This is a genomic window from Streptomyces sp. NPDC042638 (assembly GCF_040647235.1).
In the GTDB taxonomy this organism is placed as follows: domain Bacteria; phylum Actinomycetota; class Actinomycetes; order Streptomycetales; family Streptomycetaceae; genus Streptomyces; species Streptomyces rameus.
In genome coordinates, this window is the sequence record NZ_JBEZBT010000095.1 from 1 (window position 1) to 14327 (window position 14327).

Sequence of the window (14327 nt, forward strand, 5' to 3'; positions counted from 1 at the left end):
CCCACGACGAAGGCCCCCGGAAGCCGCGGCTTCCGGGGGCCTTCGTCGTGGGCGGCGGGGGGGGTCAGATCCAGTACACCTGGCGGGGGGCGGCCAGCTCCACCGGGCCCGTGAACACCTCGCGGGCGTCCCGCAGGTTGACCTCGGGGTCCGTCCACGGCGGGATGTGGGTGAGGACCAGGCGGCGGGCGCCCGCGCGGGCCGCCGTCTCGCCCGCCTCACGGCCGTTGAGGTGCAGGTCCGGGACGCTCTCCTTGCCGTGGGTGAACGCGGCCTCGCACAGGAACAGATCGGTGTCCCGGGCCAGCTCGTCCAGCACCTCGGTGACGCCCGTGTCGCCGGAGTACGTCAGCGACTTCCCGCCGTGCTCGAGACGGATGCCGTACGCCTCCACGGGGTGCCGGACCCGCTCGGTGTGCACGGTGAACGGGCCGATCTCGAAGGTGGACGGCTTGACCGTGTGGAAGTCGAAGACCTCGCTCATGGAGGAGGCGGAGGGGGTGTCCGCGTACGCCGTGGTCAGACGGTGTTCGGTGCCCTCGGGGCCGTGGACCGGGATGGGCGCGCACCGGCCTCCGTCATGGCGGTAGTAGCGCGCCACGAAGTACGCGCACATGTCGATGCAGTGATCGGCGTGCAGATGGCTGAGGTAGATCGCGTCGAGGTCGTAGAGACCGCAGTGGCGCTGCAGCTCGCCGAGGGCGCCGTTGCCCATGTCGAGCAGCAGCCGGAAGCCGTCGGCCTCGACGAGGTAGCTCGAGCAGGCCGATTCCGCGGACGGGAACGACCCCGAGCAGCCGACGACGGTGAGCTTCATGAAGCAGAAACCTCCGTTGGCGGGAATCCGGTGGGCGGGACGGGAGGCCACTCAGGATGAGGGCTGTCCGGGGGTCGTGCGGTTTGTCGAGCGTAAGGCGCGAAAGCGCGGGTCGCTCCTCCGCCAGGGGCCGTTGTGGGGGAACTCACCTGTGCTGTCACCGGTTCGGCTGGACCCGGGGCGCACAAGGTTCCGAAGAGGGCGCGCGATGTTCGGCGCGCGCCGGTAACGTCGTCGTATGGACACGTCTTGGTGGCTGGCGCTCGCGGCGGTGGTGCTGCTCGCCTTGGTCGCCACGCTCGTCGACGGCTGGGGCCGCGGTCGCCGGCCCGCCGGGCGGCGCCTGAGGCCGCCGGGCCGGGCGGGCACGCGCGGGACGCGCGCGCAGCGGCCGTCCCCCGGGGACATCTGGTGGGCGGACGTCCCGTACGAGGACCGCGACGGGGTGAAGGACCGGCCCTGTCTGGTGCTGGCCGTGCGCGGTGACCGGGCCACGGTCGCGAAGATCACCAGCAAGTACCACGACGAACGCAGCGGGGTGATCCCGCTGCCGCCCGGCGCGGTCGGCGACTCCCAGGGACGGCCCAGTTTCCTGGAGACCGACGAGCTGCGTGAGGTGCCGGTGGACGGGTTCCGGCGCCGGGTGGGCGTGGTCGACCCGGTCCTGTGGGACCAGGTGCGGCACCTGGCCGGCTAGCCGGGCGCCTCAGCGCACCCGGACGGTGACCGCCCACTCCTCGATGCCCTTGCAGGAGACCTGGCCGGGCGCGGTGGGCTCCGCGCACAGGGGCCGGGACGACGCGAGTTTCACGGTCCCGGCGGCCACGGCCCGGTAGGCGGCCGTGGCGTCACCCCGCTGGAGCACGAAACCGGCGTTGACGGCCTCCAGTCCCGTGCCGCCCGCGGTGACCGGCTTCCAGGGGCGGGCCGTGGTGCCGTCCAGGGTGATCCGGATCTCGCCGCCCCTGGTCACGCAGACGGTACGGCCGCGGTCCGCGGCCTTCAGCTCCGCGTGGGCGGCGCAGTCCGCGGCGGACCGGGTGGGGGACGGCGGCTCCGACGCCTTGCCGCTGCTCCCGGTGTCCTCCTGGGATCCGCAGCCCGCGAGGAGCAGCGCTGCCGCCGTGAGGGCGAGGGGCGTGGTAGGGCGCATGAGGTCCGCCTTTCAGCCGTCTGCTGCCGGGCCGGCCCGGCAGCCTGGTACGGATGTGACGTACCACGGCCGCGAACGGATCCCCCGCCGGCCCCCACCGCCTGACCCGAACGGAAGGCCTAGGCCCAGAGCTGGCCCTGCAGTGTCTCGATGGCCTCCTCCGTCGTGGCCGCCGTGTAGACGCCGGTGGAGAGGTACTTCCAGCCGCCGTCGGCCACGACGAAGACGATGTCGGCGGACTCGCCCGCCTTGACCGCCTTCTTCCCCACGCCGATCGCCGCGTGCAGGGCGGCGCCGGTGGAGACGCCCGCGAAGATGCCCTCCTGCTGGAGGAGTTCGCGGGTGCGGGTGACCGCGTCGGCCGAGCCGACCGAGAAGCGGGTGGTCAGCACGGAGGCGTCGTACAGCTCGGGGACGAAGCCCTCGTCGAGGTTGCGGAGCCCGTAGACCAGGTCGTCGTAGCGCGGTTCGGCGGCCACGATCTGGATGTCCGGCCGGTGCTCGCGCAGGTAGCGGCCGACGCCCATGAGGGTGCCGGTGGTGCCGAGGCCCGCCACGAAGTGGGTGATCGAGGGGAGGTCGGCGAGGATCTCCGGGCCGGTGGTCGCGTAGTGGGCGCCCGCGTTGTCCGGGTTGCCGTACTGGTAGAGCATCACCCAGTCGGGGTGCTCGGCGGACAGCTCCTTGGCCACGCGCACGGCGGTGTTGGAGCCGCCCGCGGCCGGCGAGGAGATGATCTCGGCACCCCACATGCCGAGCAGGTCCCGGCGCTCCTGTGAGGTGTTCTCCGGCATCACGCACACCATCCGGTAGCCCTTGAGCTTGGCCGCCATGGCGAGGGAGATGCCGGTGTTGCCGGAGGTGGGTTCCAGGATCGTGCAGCCCGGGGTGAGCCGGCCGTCCTTCTCCGCCTGCTCGATCATGTGCAGGGCGGGACGGTCCTTGACCGAGCCGGTGGGGTTGCGGTCCTCCAGCTTGGCCCAGATGCGGACGTCCGGGGACGGCGACAGCCGCGGCAGGCGCACCAGAGGGGTGTTGCCCACCGCGGCCAGCGGGGAGTCGTAGCGCATCGCTGCTCAGCGGCCGATCAGCGCATGCCGCCGGCCACGGCCGGCAGGATCGTCACGTTGTCGCCGTCGGTCAGCTTGGTGGTGATGCCGTCCAGGAAGCGGACGTCCTCGTCGTTGAGGTAGACGTTGACGAAGCGGCGCAGCTGGTCACCGTCCACGATGCGGGCCTGGATGCCCGCGTGCCGGCTCTCGAGGTCGGCGAACAGCTCGGCGAGGGTGTTCCCGTTGCCCTCCACCGCCTTCTGGCCGTCGGTGTACTGGCGGAGGATGGTCGGGATGCGGACCTCGATGGCCATGGTTGCGGGCTCCTGTCGGAAGGGTTCGTCGATTCGGTGTGCGTGCCTGGGGTCCCCCAGGCGTCCGGCACTGGGGGGAGCGCCGCGGCTCACGGCCGTGCGGCGGAGGGAAACGTCAACAGATGGCGCTGTTCAGCCTGCACAGGTCGACGTGCAGCCGCGCCACGAGCAGCATGCCCGGCGCCTTGTCGCTCACGTCGTTCAGAACCATGGGCTCATCGTATCGATTCCCGGTCCGGCCCCCAGAGTGTGATTCCACATGACGGACGGAAACGGTCCGGACGATGAGACGCGGTTCAGTGGGCGGGCACGATCCTGACGTCCTCCTCCGTGACCACGCCCTCCAGGATCCGGAAGGAACGGAACTGGAACTCGCCCAGACCGTCGGTGTCCGCCGTGGAGACCAGGACGTAGTGGGCGCCGGGTTCGTTGGCGTAGGAGATGTCCGTGCGCGACGGGTACGCCTCGGTCGCCGTGTGGGAGTGGTAGATGACCACGGGCTCCTCGTCGCGGTCGTCCATCTCGCGGTAGAGCCTGAGCAGGTCGCCCGAGTCGAACTCGTAGAACGTGGGCGACATGGCCGCGTTCAGCATCGGGACGAAGCGCTCGGGGCGGTCCGAGCCGGCCGGGCCGGCGACGACGCCGCACGCCTCGTCGGGGTGGTCCTTGCGCGCGTGGGCGACGATCTGGTCGACGAGGGCCTGGGTGATGGTCAGCATGAGGGCCAGGATAAGCAGGCGGGCCGTCCCGTACCGAGGGTCGGTATGGGACGGCCCGCATGGTGGACGTCCTGAGCGGCGGCGGCCGGGGGCGCCACGAGTGCTCCCGGCGGCCGGACGTCCTGGGAGGGTGTCCTGCCGGGCCGTACGGCTGTCGCGTTCCCGCGTCCGTACGGCCGTGTCGTCAGCGCTTGCGGAAGGCGGCGGCCTCCGGGTTGCGGCGCTTGAGCACCAGGTAGCTGATGCCCAGGACCAGGGCCCACAGCGGCGCGCAGTACAGCGAGACGCGGGCGTCCTTGTCGATGCCCATCATCACGATCACCATGCCGATGAAGGCGAGCGCGCCCCAGCTGGCGAACCGGCCGCCCGGCGCGCGGAACCCGGAGCGGGGCAGTTCGCCGCGGTCGGACTTGGCGCGGTAGCGGATCTGGCAGAGCAGGATGACGATCCACGCCCACATGCCGGAGATGGTCGCGAAGGACACCACGTAGTCGAACGCCTTGCCCGGCCACTGGTAGTTGATCCAGACGCCGACCAGCATCAGCGCGGCGGAGAACGACGTGCCGACCAGCGGGGTACCGCTGCGCGTCAGCTTGGTGAAGATCTTCGGGCCCTGGTTGTTCAGCGCGAGGTCCCGCAGCATGCGGCCGGTGGAGTACATGCCGGAGTTGCAGGAGGACAGGGCGGCGGTCAGGACGACGAAGTTGACGATCGCCGCTCCGACGCCCAGGCCCATCTTCTCGAAGGCCAGCACGAAGGGGCTCTCGCCCGCCTTGAAGTTGGACCACGGGATGACCGACATGATCATGATGAGCGCGCCGACGTAGAAGACGGCGATGCGCCACGGCACGGTGTTGATGGCCTTGGGCAGGGTCTTCTCGGGGTCCTTGGACTCACCGGCGGTGACGCCGACCAGCTCGACCGCGAGGAAGGCGAACATCACCATCTGCAGCGTCATCAGCGTCTCGCCGATGCCGTTGGGGAAGAAGCCGCCGTGGTTCCACAGGTTGGCGACGGACGCGGTGTCGGCGGCGTCGGAGAAGCCGATGGTGAGGATGCCGGCGCAGATCAGGATCATGCCGACGATGGCGGTGACCTTGACCATGGAGAACCAGAACTCCAGCTCACCGAAGAGCTTCACGGAGATCAGGTTCACCGTGTAGAGGAGCACGGTGAAGATGAGCGCGTAGGCCCACTGCGGGAAGCTGCCGTGGGTCCAGTACGTCATGTACTTGGCCGCCGCGGTGACCTCGGTGATGCCGGTGACCACCCAGAAGAGCCAGTACGTCCAGCCCGTGGCGTAGCCCCAGAAGGGGCCGAGGAACTCGCGGGCGTACTCGGAGAACGAACCCGACACCGGGCGGTACATCAGCAGCTCGCCGAGAGCCCGCATGATCAGGAAGATGACCAGGCCCGCGATGGCGTACGCCAGGATCAGGCTGGGTCCGGCCTTGGAAATGCCCTTGCCCGCGCCGAGGAACAGGCCGGTGCCGATGGCACCGCCGATGGCGATCATCTGGATCTGCCGGGCTCCGAGCCCGCGCTGATACCCCTCGCCGCCCTCGCTGCCCTCGGCCCGCACGGCCTCATTGCCGTCGCGATGCTGGTCGACCTGCGCTGAGGTCATGTGTGGTGCGCCTTTCTCCATGCCGACCCGGGCCTTTCGTCGGCCTCGGATCGGGTCTCGATCCCCCCGGATTGCTGGAGCTATTGCCTGGCCGACGGTCGTCGGCTCGGTGGCGCACCCGGCCGAACATGGGTGGTGTTGGCCGGGCGGTCGTGAAGATTTATCACGGCCGCAATACTGATCACACCGGAGTGATGTGATGCATCACATAGGTAAAAGCGGACAAAGAACGCTCAAATGCGTCAAAACAGGCCACAAAGGTGACGGGATCGTTATCCGGATTTGAGCGTCCTCTGAGCGAACACTCGTCAGGGGCAAACCCGTGTGAATCACTCCATAAGGGTCGTCACCAGGGTCTCCTGGAGCCCGCCCAGCCAGAGATAGGCCAGCACCATCGGCTTGCGCGGGTCCTCCTCCGGGAGCCGGTAGAGCAGGTCGGTGTCGTCCTCGTCGGTGATCTCCAGCCGGGCGCCGATCGCCAGCCGGAGGTCGTTGAGGGCACCGAGCCACTGCCGGGACTCCTCCGGGGACAGCTTCAGCACCGCCCCGCCCTCGTCCACCGGGGCGAGCGCGTCCAGGCTGCGGATCACGCCGAGCGCGTTCTCCCGCTTGCCCGCGCGCAGGTCGTTCTCGGTGTAGCGGCGGAACTCGGCGGAGTGCTCCCGCCGCTCGTCGGCCTCGGCCGCCGAGCCGGGGTCCCGCTCCGGGTCGACGTAGGCGTCCGGGAAGAGCCTGCGCAGGACCGGGTCGGCCGGCGGCTCGCTCGGGCCCTCGGCGAACAGCTCGGCGAGCGGGTCGGCCGGGGCGTCGGCGCCGGGGCCGGGCCCGATCAGCTCCAGGAGCTGCACGGCCAGCGACCGGATGATGGAGATCTCGACGTCGTCGAGCGCGACGGCCGCGCCGCCGCCGGGGAGCGGTTCGAAGTGTCCGGGCATGTAAGTCGGTCGCTACTTCCGGTCCTGCTGGAGGGTGGCCCACAGACCGTAGCCGTGCATCGCCTGCACGTCGCGCTCCATCTCCTCGCGGCTACCGCTGGAGACGACCGCCCGGCCCTTGTGGTGGACATCGAGCATGAGCTTGGTGGCCTTGTCCTTGGAGTAGCCGAAGTACGTCTGGAAGACGTACGTCACGTAGCTCATGAGGTTGACCGGGTCGTTGTGCACGATGGTGACCCAGGGGACGTCGGGCTCGGGTACGGCGAAGACCTCCTCCGCCGACTCGGTGCGTTCGATCTCTACGGGCGCGGGTGACGTCACACAGCCATGCTGCCACGATCACTACAAATCGTCACACCGACGAAAAGGCGCTACGCTACTCGTCATGAACACAGCGGACCTTGGGCTGCCGGTGGACGTCCCCTCGACGGCGCTCTTCACGGACCAGTACGAGCTGACGATGTTGCAGGCCGCCCTGAAGGCCGGGACGGCCGAGCGGCGGAGCGTGTTCGAGGTCTTCACCCGGCGGCTGCCGGACGGACGCCGCTACGGCGTGGTGGGCGGTACCGGGCGCGTCCTGGACGCCGTGGAGAACTTCCGCTACGACCCGGACGTGCTCGGCTTCCTGGAGGAACAGAGGATCGTCGACGAGCCGACCCTGAAGTGGCTCGCCGACTACCGGTTCAGCGGCGACGTGTGGGGCTACCCCGAGGGCGAGGTGTACTTCCCGGGCTCGCCGGTCATGCGCGTCGAGGGCACCTTCGCCGAGTGCGTGCTCCTGGAGACGGTGATCCTCTCGATCCTCAACCACGACTCGGCGATCGCCGCCGCCGCCTCCCGGATGGCCTCCGCGGCCGGGGAGCGCCCGCTGATCGAGATGGGCGCCCGCCGCACCCACGAGCTGGCCGCGGTGGCCGCCGCCCGCGCCGCCTACGTGGGCGGCTTCGCGACCACCTCCGACCTGGCCGCCGGCTTCCGCTACGGCATCCCGACCGTCGGCACCTCCGCGCACGCCTTCACCCTGCTCCACGACCGCGAGCGGGACGCCTTCCAGGCCCAGGTGGACGCCCTCGGCCGGGGCACCACCCTGCTGGTGGACACCTACGACGTCACGGAGGCCGTCCGTACGGCGGTGGAGGTGGCCGGCCCCGAGCTGGGCGCGGTCCGCATCGACTCCGGTGACCTGCTGCTGGTGGCCCACCGGGTGCGCCAGCAGCTGGACGAGCTGGGCGCCACCGGCACCAAGATCGTGGTGACCTCCGACCTGGACGAGTACGCCATCGCCTCGCTGGCGGCGGCGCCCGTGGACGCGTACGGCGTCGGCACCCAGCTGGTGACCGGCTCCGGGCATCCGACGGCTTCCATGGTGTACAAGCTGGTCGCGCGCGCCGAGACGGCCGACCCGAAGGCGCCGCTGGTCCCCGTGGCGAAGAAGTCCAGCGGCGGCAAGACCTCCATCGGCGGGCGCAAGTGGGCCGCGCGCCGGCTGGACGCGGAGGGCGTCGCGGAGGCCGAGGTCGTCGGCACGGGACCCGTCCCCGCGGAGCTGGCCGACCGGCAGCTGCTGGTGCGGCTGATCAAGGACGGCGAGGTGGTCGCCCGCGAGCCGCTGGACGTCCCCCGGGACCGGCACATCGCGGCCCGCGCGAATCTGCCGCTCTCCGCGATCCAGCTCTCCCGGGGGGAACCCGTCATTCCGACGGAGTACGTCCAGGGGCGCTCGGGTAGCTGAACCACGACCGCCGTCCGTCCGCTCGAACGCCCCCTCCCGCACGGGCCCGGAAGTCTCTAGGCTCAGTTACTTCACTCTTAGTCGAAGGACACCCAGCATGCGCCGCGCCTTGATCGTCGTAGACGTGCAGAACGACTTCTGCGAGGGGGGCAGCCTCGCGGTGGCCGGCGGAGCGGACGTGGCCGCCGCCATCACCGAGCTGATCGGACAGGCGGCGGGCACCGGGTACCGGCATGTGGTGGCCACCCGTGACCACCACATCGCGCCCGGCGGCCACTTCGCGGACAACCCCGACTACGTCCGGTCCTGGCCCGCGCACTGTGTCGCGGGCACGGAGGGCGTGGGCTTCCATCCGAACTTCGCCCCCGCCGTGGCCTCCGGCGCGGTCGACGCCGTGTTCGACAAGGGGGCGTACTCGGCGGCCTACAGCGGCTTCGAGGGCGCGGACGAGAACGGCGTCTCCCTCGCCGACTGGCTCCGGGAACGCGAGATCACCGAGGTGGACGTGGTGGGCCTCGCCACGGACCACTGTGTGCGGGCCACCGCCCTGGACGCCGCCCGGGAGGGCTTCCGCACCCAGGTACTCCTGGACCTGACGGCCGGGGTCTCCCCCGGGACCACCGAGCGGGCCCTGGAGGAGCTGCGGGAGGCGGGCGTGGAACTGGCGGGCAAGCCCGTGGTGAGCGGCGCCAGGCCCTAGGGCCGGCGGCCGAAAAGGGGCGCGAGGGCCCGCGCGACCGGCCTCCGCTCCGGCGGAGGGCCGGGCGTCACCCCTGGGGGACCGCCGGCGGTCTGCGCAGCAGGGCCCGGATCGGGTGCCACAGCTCGTTCACGGTGACACCGTTGTCGGCCGCCGCCGTGCGCCATATCAGGCCGTCGGGATGGTGCAGGACCGCCGTGATCTCGTCCGGTGTCGGAGGCGCGGCGTTCCCCCGGAGGTAGACCGCGCGCAACCCCAGGTTGCGGAGCCTGGTCAGGGCACGGGCCCGGTTGCGGGCGTGTACGAGTACCCGCACCCCGGCGGGGTCGTAGGGCAGGTTCAGCGCCACCACGACCGTGCCGTTCGGCAGCTTGCAGAAGCCTCCAGCGGCCATGCGGTCACATCCCCGTTCCGGTCGGTGTCAATAAGCGGTCCACAGGACGCACCTAAACACGATCGGCGGCAACCCGCCAAGGGGTTGCCGCCGATACGCTTCTGACCTGCGGTTTTGTGGACTACTTCACCGCGGGGCCGACCTTGAGCTGGATCGTGGAGCCGTCCTTGGCCTCCTTGACGATCGTGATCTTGGTGTTGGTGTCAGTGACCTTCACCCCGCCCGTCGGGTTCGACGGGTCGTAGTAGGTGCTGGTGTGGTCGTTGAAGACCGGGACACCCTTGGAAGGCTTGATCTTCAGCGCGACGTCGGCCTTGTGCAGCGTGATGCCGTCCGTGCCGTAGAGGCTGAACGGGGAGTCGTACGCCTGGATGCGGTTGCGCAGCAGCGTGCCGTCGGCCCACTTCAGCGCCTTCCAGTGCGAGTCGACCGGAAGGATCAGACCGGTGCCCGGGTGACCGCCGGGGTTCTGGTTGGTGTTGTTGTCCGCCTGGGAGGTGTCCCACTTCCAGATCAGCAGGCCGTTCTGGTACGGGTAGTGCTCGACCCAGTCGGGACGCTTGGCCGAACCGAAGTTGTACGGGCCCGTCTTCAGCGTCTTGTCGTACGACACGTACTGCCGGTTCTCGGCGATGTAGTACTGCTTGTAGTCCTTGGTGAAGGACGCGCCGATGCGGGAGAAGCCGTTCGCGGTCCAAGCGGAGTCCGCGGTCTCGGCGTTGTCCGAGAACAGCGGGGTGCCGTCGGCGGTCACGGTGATCTGGTCGGCCGTGAAGCCGTTCTCCGCGACACCGCCGTCGGTGGCGTAGCGGAAGCGCAGGTCGATCTTCTTGCCCGCGTAGGCGTCGAGCGGGAACGACAGCTTCTTGTGCGTCTGCGAGAAGCCGGTGAGGGCCGGCTTGCCGCTGGCGTCACGCGCGAGGGGCTGGCCGTCCGCCGTGCCGTCCAGGGCGGTCCAGTTGGCGCCGCCGTCGGTCGACACCTCGGTGTAGACGTAGTCGTAGCCGTCCTCGGTGGCCCACCAGCCGTCCAGGTCCAGCTTCGCCGACGACTTGCCGGTCAGGTCGACCGAGCGGGTCAGCGTGTTCCTGAGGTCGTTGCCGCTGCCGCTCCACCACTGGGCCGAACCCTCGGCGGGCTGGGTGATCGTGGTGGTGACCGCCTTGTCGGGCAGGTTCACCACGAGGGCCTGCTTGTCCCAGGTGTTGTACTCGGCGAGGCCCAGCTTGTGGGTGGACTGCTTGCCGGCCGTGGCGGTGTCGAAGTTCAGCCAGCCCAGCTGGAGCTTGTCCCAGGCGTTCATGTCGCCGGGCAGGTCGCCGATGGACTCCTTGCCCGTGCCGAGCCAGGAGCCGGAGGACATCAGGGTCCAGAAACCGGTGGAGTTGTCGCCGCCGGCGGTGTCGTACTCGTCCGGCAGACCGAGGTCGTGGCCGTACTCGTGGGCGTAGACGCCGAGGCCGCCGTTCTCCGGCTGGATGGTGTAGTCGCCGACCCAGATGCCGGTGTTGCCGACCTGGGCGCCGCCGAGCTTGTTGTCCGCGGGGCCGGTGGCGCCGGCGTCGGTGCCGAAGGCGTACCAGCGGTGGGCCCAGATCGCGTCCTTGCCCTGCGCGCCGCCGCCGGCGGACTCGTCCTCACCGGCGTGCACGATCTGGAAGTGGTCGACGTAGCCGTCGGGCTCGTTGAAGTTGCCGTCGTGGTCGTAGTCGTACCGGTCCCACTGGTCGTACTTGGCGAGGTCCTTCTTGATGTCGGCGTCGGTGCGGCCGGCCGCCTTCTGCTGGGCGACCCACGCGTTCAGGCCGTCGCCGACGACGTTCCACACGCTCGGGCAGTTGGTGGAACCGCAGGCGTTGTTGCCGTAACGGGCCTCGTTGTACGGGACCTTGACCCAGTCCGTGACCTCGCCGGAGACCGAGTAGCGGCCCGAGGACTGCTTCTCGTAGTACTTCTTCAGCGACTCGGTCTTCTTGCCGGTGCCGAAGTAGAGGTCCTGGTAGTGCTTCTTGTTGTAGTCCTTCTGCCAGGCCGTGGAGTTGTCCTTCTCGCGGTCCGGCGCGGCGATCTTGTTGTGCAGCGGGCCTGCGGTGCCCCCGAACTTGGGGTCGGTCCGGTTCCCGAACTCCACCAGGATCGTGAAGATCTTGTCGGTCTTCTCGCGGCTCAGTTCGACGTACTTGTTCTGGCCCTTGCGGCTCGCGAGCTTGACGACCTTGGAACCGTTGCGCTCCTCGGCCTTGGCCTTGCCCGATATGAGCCGCTTCAGGGCCTCTTCGCGCTGGGCGTCCTGCGTCTTGCTCAGCGGGCCGTCGAGGTCGTGCTTCTGCTGCCCCACCGGAGCCGGGTCGTGCCGGTTGACGGCGGCGGACCCCGCCGGGGCGCTCGCCTCCGCGACGGCGAAGGTCGCGAACGTGGCCGAGGCCGCCGCCAGCGTCACGCCGATGGCGGCAGCTCTGAACGTCCAGGATCTGCTGGTCACTTGAGTTCCTCCCCCGCGCCGCGCACACGGACAGGGGGTTCCGGGTCATGGAGGAATCCGTGCGCGCACGATCAACGCGTGTAATCAAGTGACGACATTTGACTAGAGGTTTGCCGCAAAAGACAGATCTTGACTTGAGCAGGACAAGTGCACTATGCGGAGGCGACGTTCGGTTTGCGGACACGTGTCGGCCTGCCGAACGGGCGCAGGAAGCCGTCGGTCCGAGGGGAGGGGTGACTCCATGCGCCCCCCGTGCACCGGTACCGTGGGTTAGGTCATGCTTACCGGCCGTCCGGCTCGGGCATGCAGGCCAAGAGAGTCGAACGGCACCCCCATTCCCGAATACTGCCGAGGACACGATTGCCATGCCTCGTCCGACCGCCGCACAGCTCGCCTACGGTTCCTGCACCGTGATCTTCTCGACGCTCGCCATGCTGCTGCTGTCCGAGACGGCTTCGGGCCTCGGCATCGTCGTCATCGCCCTCGCGGCACTCGCGCTGGGGCTGCTGGTCGCGTGGACGGTCCCCGTCGCCGGGGCACACGCGGCGCAGGCGTCCGCCGAGCCCGTTGCGGACGAGGAGCGCGTCCCCACCTCCCTGTGACCGACAGACACAGGGGACACGGGCGACACACGAGGCAGGGAGCGGCGCACGCGGCACGCGAGACGCACCGGACACACGACAGCGGCGGCCCCGGGTGCGCCCCGGGGCCGCCGCTGTGGCATGGGCGCCCATGCCACTTCGTTCCATGGGCGCTCAACGCGTGCTGACCACCACCGTCTTGGCCGCCTTGTCGTGCAGGCCCTGTTTGTACGGCTTGTCGAAGAAGCTCCAACCGCCCGCGATCGCCGTCCAGATGCAGGCGCAGCAGAAGGCGAACGGCACCCACAGCACCAGCGCCCGGGTCAGCGAGGTCTGCACGGAGGGGGTGGCGCCGTTGTCCAGGTTGGCCACCCGCATGCCCAGCCACTTCTTGCCGAGGGTCTGACCCGACTTACTGATCAGGACCGTGTCGTAGGCGATGTAGAGGACCGCCGCGATGAGGGACTGGGCCACGGACCTGCCGACCTCGACGCGGTCACCGTCGACGGTGTACTCCCGCACCCCGAACGCCCAGGTGAGCAGCCAGACGACGATGCCGACCAGGATCATGTCGATGATCCGCGCGAGCGTCCGCTTGCCGCTGTCGGCGAGCGGGGGCATCCCGGCCAGCGGGTCGGCCGGGTAACCGCCGGCGCCCGCTCCGTAAGGGCCGCCGTGGGGGCCGCCGCCGTAGGGTCCGGCATCCCCGTACGGGCCGCCGCCGTACGGGGGTGGCTGCTGACCGCCGTACGGGGGCGGCGGCTCACCGCTTCCGTACGGGGGTGGCTGGCCGCCGCCCGGACCGCCGCCGGGATGCGGGGGCTGTCCGCCGCCCGGGGGCGGGGGCTGCTGGGCGCCGCCGTACGGGGCGTCGTACGGCGAGCCCGAACCCTGGTCCGACGGGGGCCGCTTCCTGAAGGGGTCGTCCTCGGGGGGCTGCTCTCCGGAGCCGGGGGGCGGTTCGCTGCTCATGGCCCGAGTGGAACCCGAACTCCCCGGCCGCGCATCCGAAAGACGGCCGGACGGAGTAGGCGCCCCGCGGTCAGCCCGCGACGAACGTGTGGGCCGCCTTGTCGTGCCAGCACTGGTGCCAGGGCCGGTCGAACAGGCACCACAGCACACCCACGATCCCGACGCCCAGCAGACCCGGCACGCTGAGGACCAGCCAGCGGCGCAGCGCCGGGCCGAACGTCGGGGGCTCGTGCGCCTCGATGTCCCGCACCTCGATACCGCACAGCCTCTTGCCGAGGGTGCGGCCCCACTTGACGGTGGGCAGCACCTCGTACAGGACGCCGACGAGGAGGAGGACGGCGACGACGACGCCGAGGCTGGTGCCGGTCGTGCCGTCGAGCAGCCAGACGGTGACCTCGCGGCCGGACAGCCGGGCCGCGTCGATCTTCTGCTGGACGTGGTCCGCGGCCCGCAGGCCGAGCGGGACCGCCGCGGCGGCCGTCACGGCACCCGTCACCAGCAGGTCGAGCAGCCGGGCGGCGAGCCGCCTGCCGAGTCCGGCGGGGCGGGCGGCGGCCTGCCGGCGCGCGGCGGCCTGGAAGATGTCCTCCACCGGCGGTTTCCACGGCGCCACCGGCTGCTCGTCCCCGCCTCCGGCCAGCTGGTGCACCTGCTGCGCCCAGGACGCCTGCCCGCCACCGGGGCCGGTGGTCAGCGGGGTGCCGGGCGCACCGGCCTGCGGGGGTGCGGCGTGCGCGGGACCCGCCTGAGCGGGTCCCGCCTGGTGCGGCACGGACGGGGCCGCGAATCGTCGTGCGAGCGCGGCCGAGGCGACCGTCGCCATCAGGCCGTACATCCGCTCGTCCGGCG

The 14327-nt window shown here is 70.4% G+C and carries 17 protein-coding genes; 4 read left to right on the plus strand and 13 right to left on the minus strand.

The annotated features are described in order from the left end of the window. Nucleotides 1-64: 64 nt before the first annotated feature. Complete coding sequence (locus tag AB0B40_RS36560; protein WP_345053139.1) at nt 65-817, minus strand: MBL fold metallo-hydrolase; 753 nt, start codon at nt 815-817, stop codon at nt 65-67. A 238-nt stretch (nt 818-1055) separates the two neighbouring features. Between AB0B40_RS36560 and AB0B40_RS36565 the strand changes: the two genes are divergently transcribed. Beyond that, nucleotides 1056-1514 carry a type II toxin-antitoxin system PemK/MazF family toxin gene (locus tag AB0B40_RS36565; RefSeq protein WP_345053137.1) on the plus strand — a complete coding sequence of 153 codons (459 nt, stop codon included), beginning with the start codon at nt 1056-1058 and terminating at the stop codon, nt 1512-1514. 9 nt (nt 1515-1523) lie between these two features. Here the strand turns inward: AB0B40_RS36565 and AB0B40_RS36570 are convergent, their stop codons facing one another. The 8 genes from AB0B40_RS36570 to clpS form a co-directional block, all read right to left on the minus strand. Next, nucleotides 1524-1970, minus strand: coding sequence for a hypothetical protein (locus AB0B40_RS36570; RefSeq protein WP_362267888.1), 447 nt, complete (start codon nt 1968-1970; stop codon nt 1524-1526). 119 nt (nt 1971-2089) lie between these two features. Continuing rightward, complete coding sequence (locus AB0B40_RS36575) at nt 2090-3040, minus strand: cysteine synthase (protein ID WP_345053132.1); 951 nt, start codon at nt 3038-3040, stop codon at nt 2090-2092. 17 nt (nt 3041-3057) lie between these two features. After that, a complete protein-coding gene (locus tag AB0B40_RS36580; RefSeq protein WP_362267890.1) occupies nt 3058-3336 on the minus strand; it encodes a MoaD/ThiS family protein in 279 nt (92 codons plus the stop codon). Between the two features lie 115 nt (nt 3337-3451). Then, nucleotides 3452-3547 (minus strand): putative leader peptide, encoded by a 96-nt coding sequence (locus AB0B40_RS36585; RefSeq protein WP_345053128.1) that lies wholly within the window; start codon nt 3545-3547, stop codon nt 3452-3454. 85 nt (nt 3548-3632) lie between these two features. Next, nucleotides 3633-4055: a M67 family metallopeptidase gene (locus AB0B40_RS36590; RefSeq protein ID WP_345053125.1), complete on the minus strand. Its 423-nt coding sequence runs from the start codon at nt 4053-4055 to the stop codon at nt 3633-3635. A 184-nt stretch (nt 4056-4239) separates the two neighbouring features. Continuing rightward, the gene (locus tag AB0B40_RS36595) at nt 4240-5682 is read right to left on the minus strand and encodes an amino acid permease (RefSeq protein ID WP_362267893.1); all 1443 of its coding nucleotides are present in this window, start codon (nt 5680-5682) and stop codon (nt 4240-4242) included. A 329-nt stretch (nt 5683-6011) separates the two neighbouring features. Further along, nucleotides 6012-6617 carry a DUF2017 domain-containing protein gene (locus tag AB0B40_RS36600; protein ID WP_345053120.1) on the minus strand — a complete coding sequence of 202 codons (606 nt, stop codon included), beginning with the start codon at nt 6615-6617 and terminating at the stop codon, nt 6012-6014. Between the two features lie 12 nt (nt 6618-6629). Then, a complete protein-coding gene (gene clpS / locus AB0B40_RS36605; protein ID WP_189294522.1) occupies nt 6630-6938 on the minus strand; it encodes an ATP-dependent Clp protease adapter ClpS in 309 nt (102 codons plus the stop codon). A 64-nt stretch (nt 6939-7002) separates the two neighbouring features. On the opposite strand from clpS, the gene AB0B40_RS36610 reads away from it, so the two are divergent. Both AB0B40_RS36610 and AB0B40_RS36615 read left to right on the plus strand, forming a co-directional pair. Next, on the plus strand, nt 7003-8349 hold the full coding sequence (locus AB0B40_RS36610; protein WP_362267896.1) for a nicotinate phosphoribosyltransferase: 1347 nt from the start codon (nt 7003-7005) through the stop codon (nt 8347-8349). A gap of 97 nt (nt 8350-8446) precedes the next feature. Further along, nucleotides 8447-9049, plus strand: a complete 603-nt coding sequence (locus tag AB0B40_RS36615) for a nicotinamidase (protein WP_345053112.1) — start codon at nt 8447-8449, stop codon at nt 9047-9049. Nucleotides 9050-9116: 67 nt separating this feature from the next. On the opposite strand, the gene AB0B40_RS36620 is transcribed toward AB0B40_RS36615, so the two are convergent. Together AB0B40_RS36620 and AB0B40_RS36625 are read right to left on the minus strand one after the other, a co-directional pair. Then, entirely contained in the window at nt 9117-9443 is a 327-nt protein-coding gene (locus AB0B40_RS36620) for a hypothetical protein (protein WP_345053110.1), read from the minus strand. A 121-nt stretch (nt 9444-9564) separates the two neighbouring features. Then, nucleotides 9565-11925, minus strand: a complete 2361-nt coding sequence (locus tag AB0B40_RS36625; RefSeq protein ID WP_362267899.1) for an immune inhibitor A domain-containing protein — start codon at nt 11923-11925, stop codon at nt 9565-9567. 365 nt (nt 11926-12290) lie between these two features. On the opposite strand from AB0B40_RS36625, the gene AB0B40_RS36630 reads away from it, so the two are divergent. Then, complete coding sequence (locus AB0B40_RS36630; RefSeq protein WP_345053105.1) at nt 12291-12527, plus strand: hypothetical protein; 237 nt, start codon at nt 12291-12293, stop codon at nt 12525-12527. A gap of 153 nt (nt 12528-12680) precedes the next feature. Here AB0B40_RS36630 and AB0B40_RS36635 read toward each other — a convergent pair whose 3' ends face one another. Further along, nucleotides 12681-13478, minus strand: coding sequence for an RDD family protein (locus AB0B40_RS36635; protein WP_362267901.1), 798 nt, complete (start codon nt 13476-13478; stop codon nt 12681-12683). Between the two features lie 70 nt (nt 13479-13548). Further along, the coding region (locus tag AB0B40_RS36640) for an RDD family protein (RefSeq protein ID WP_362267903.1) at nt 13549-14327 on the minus strand (779 nt) is incomplete at its 5' end.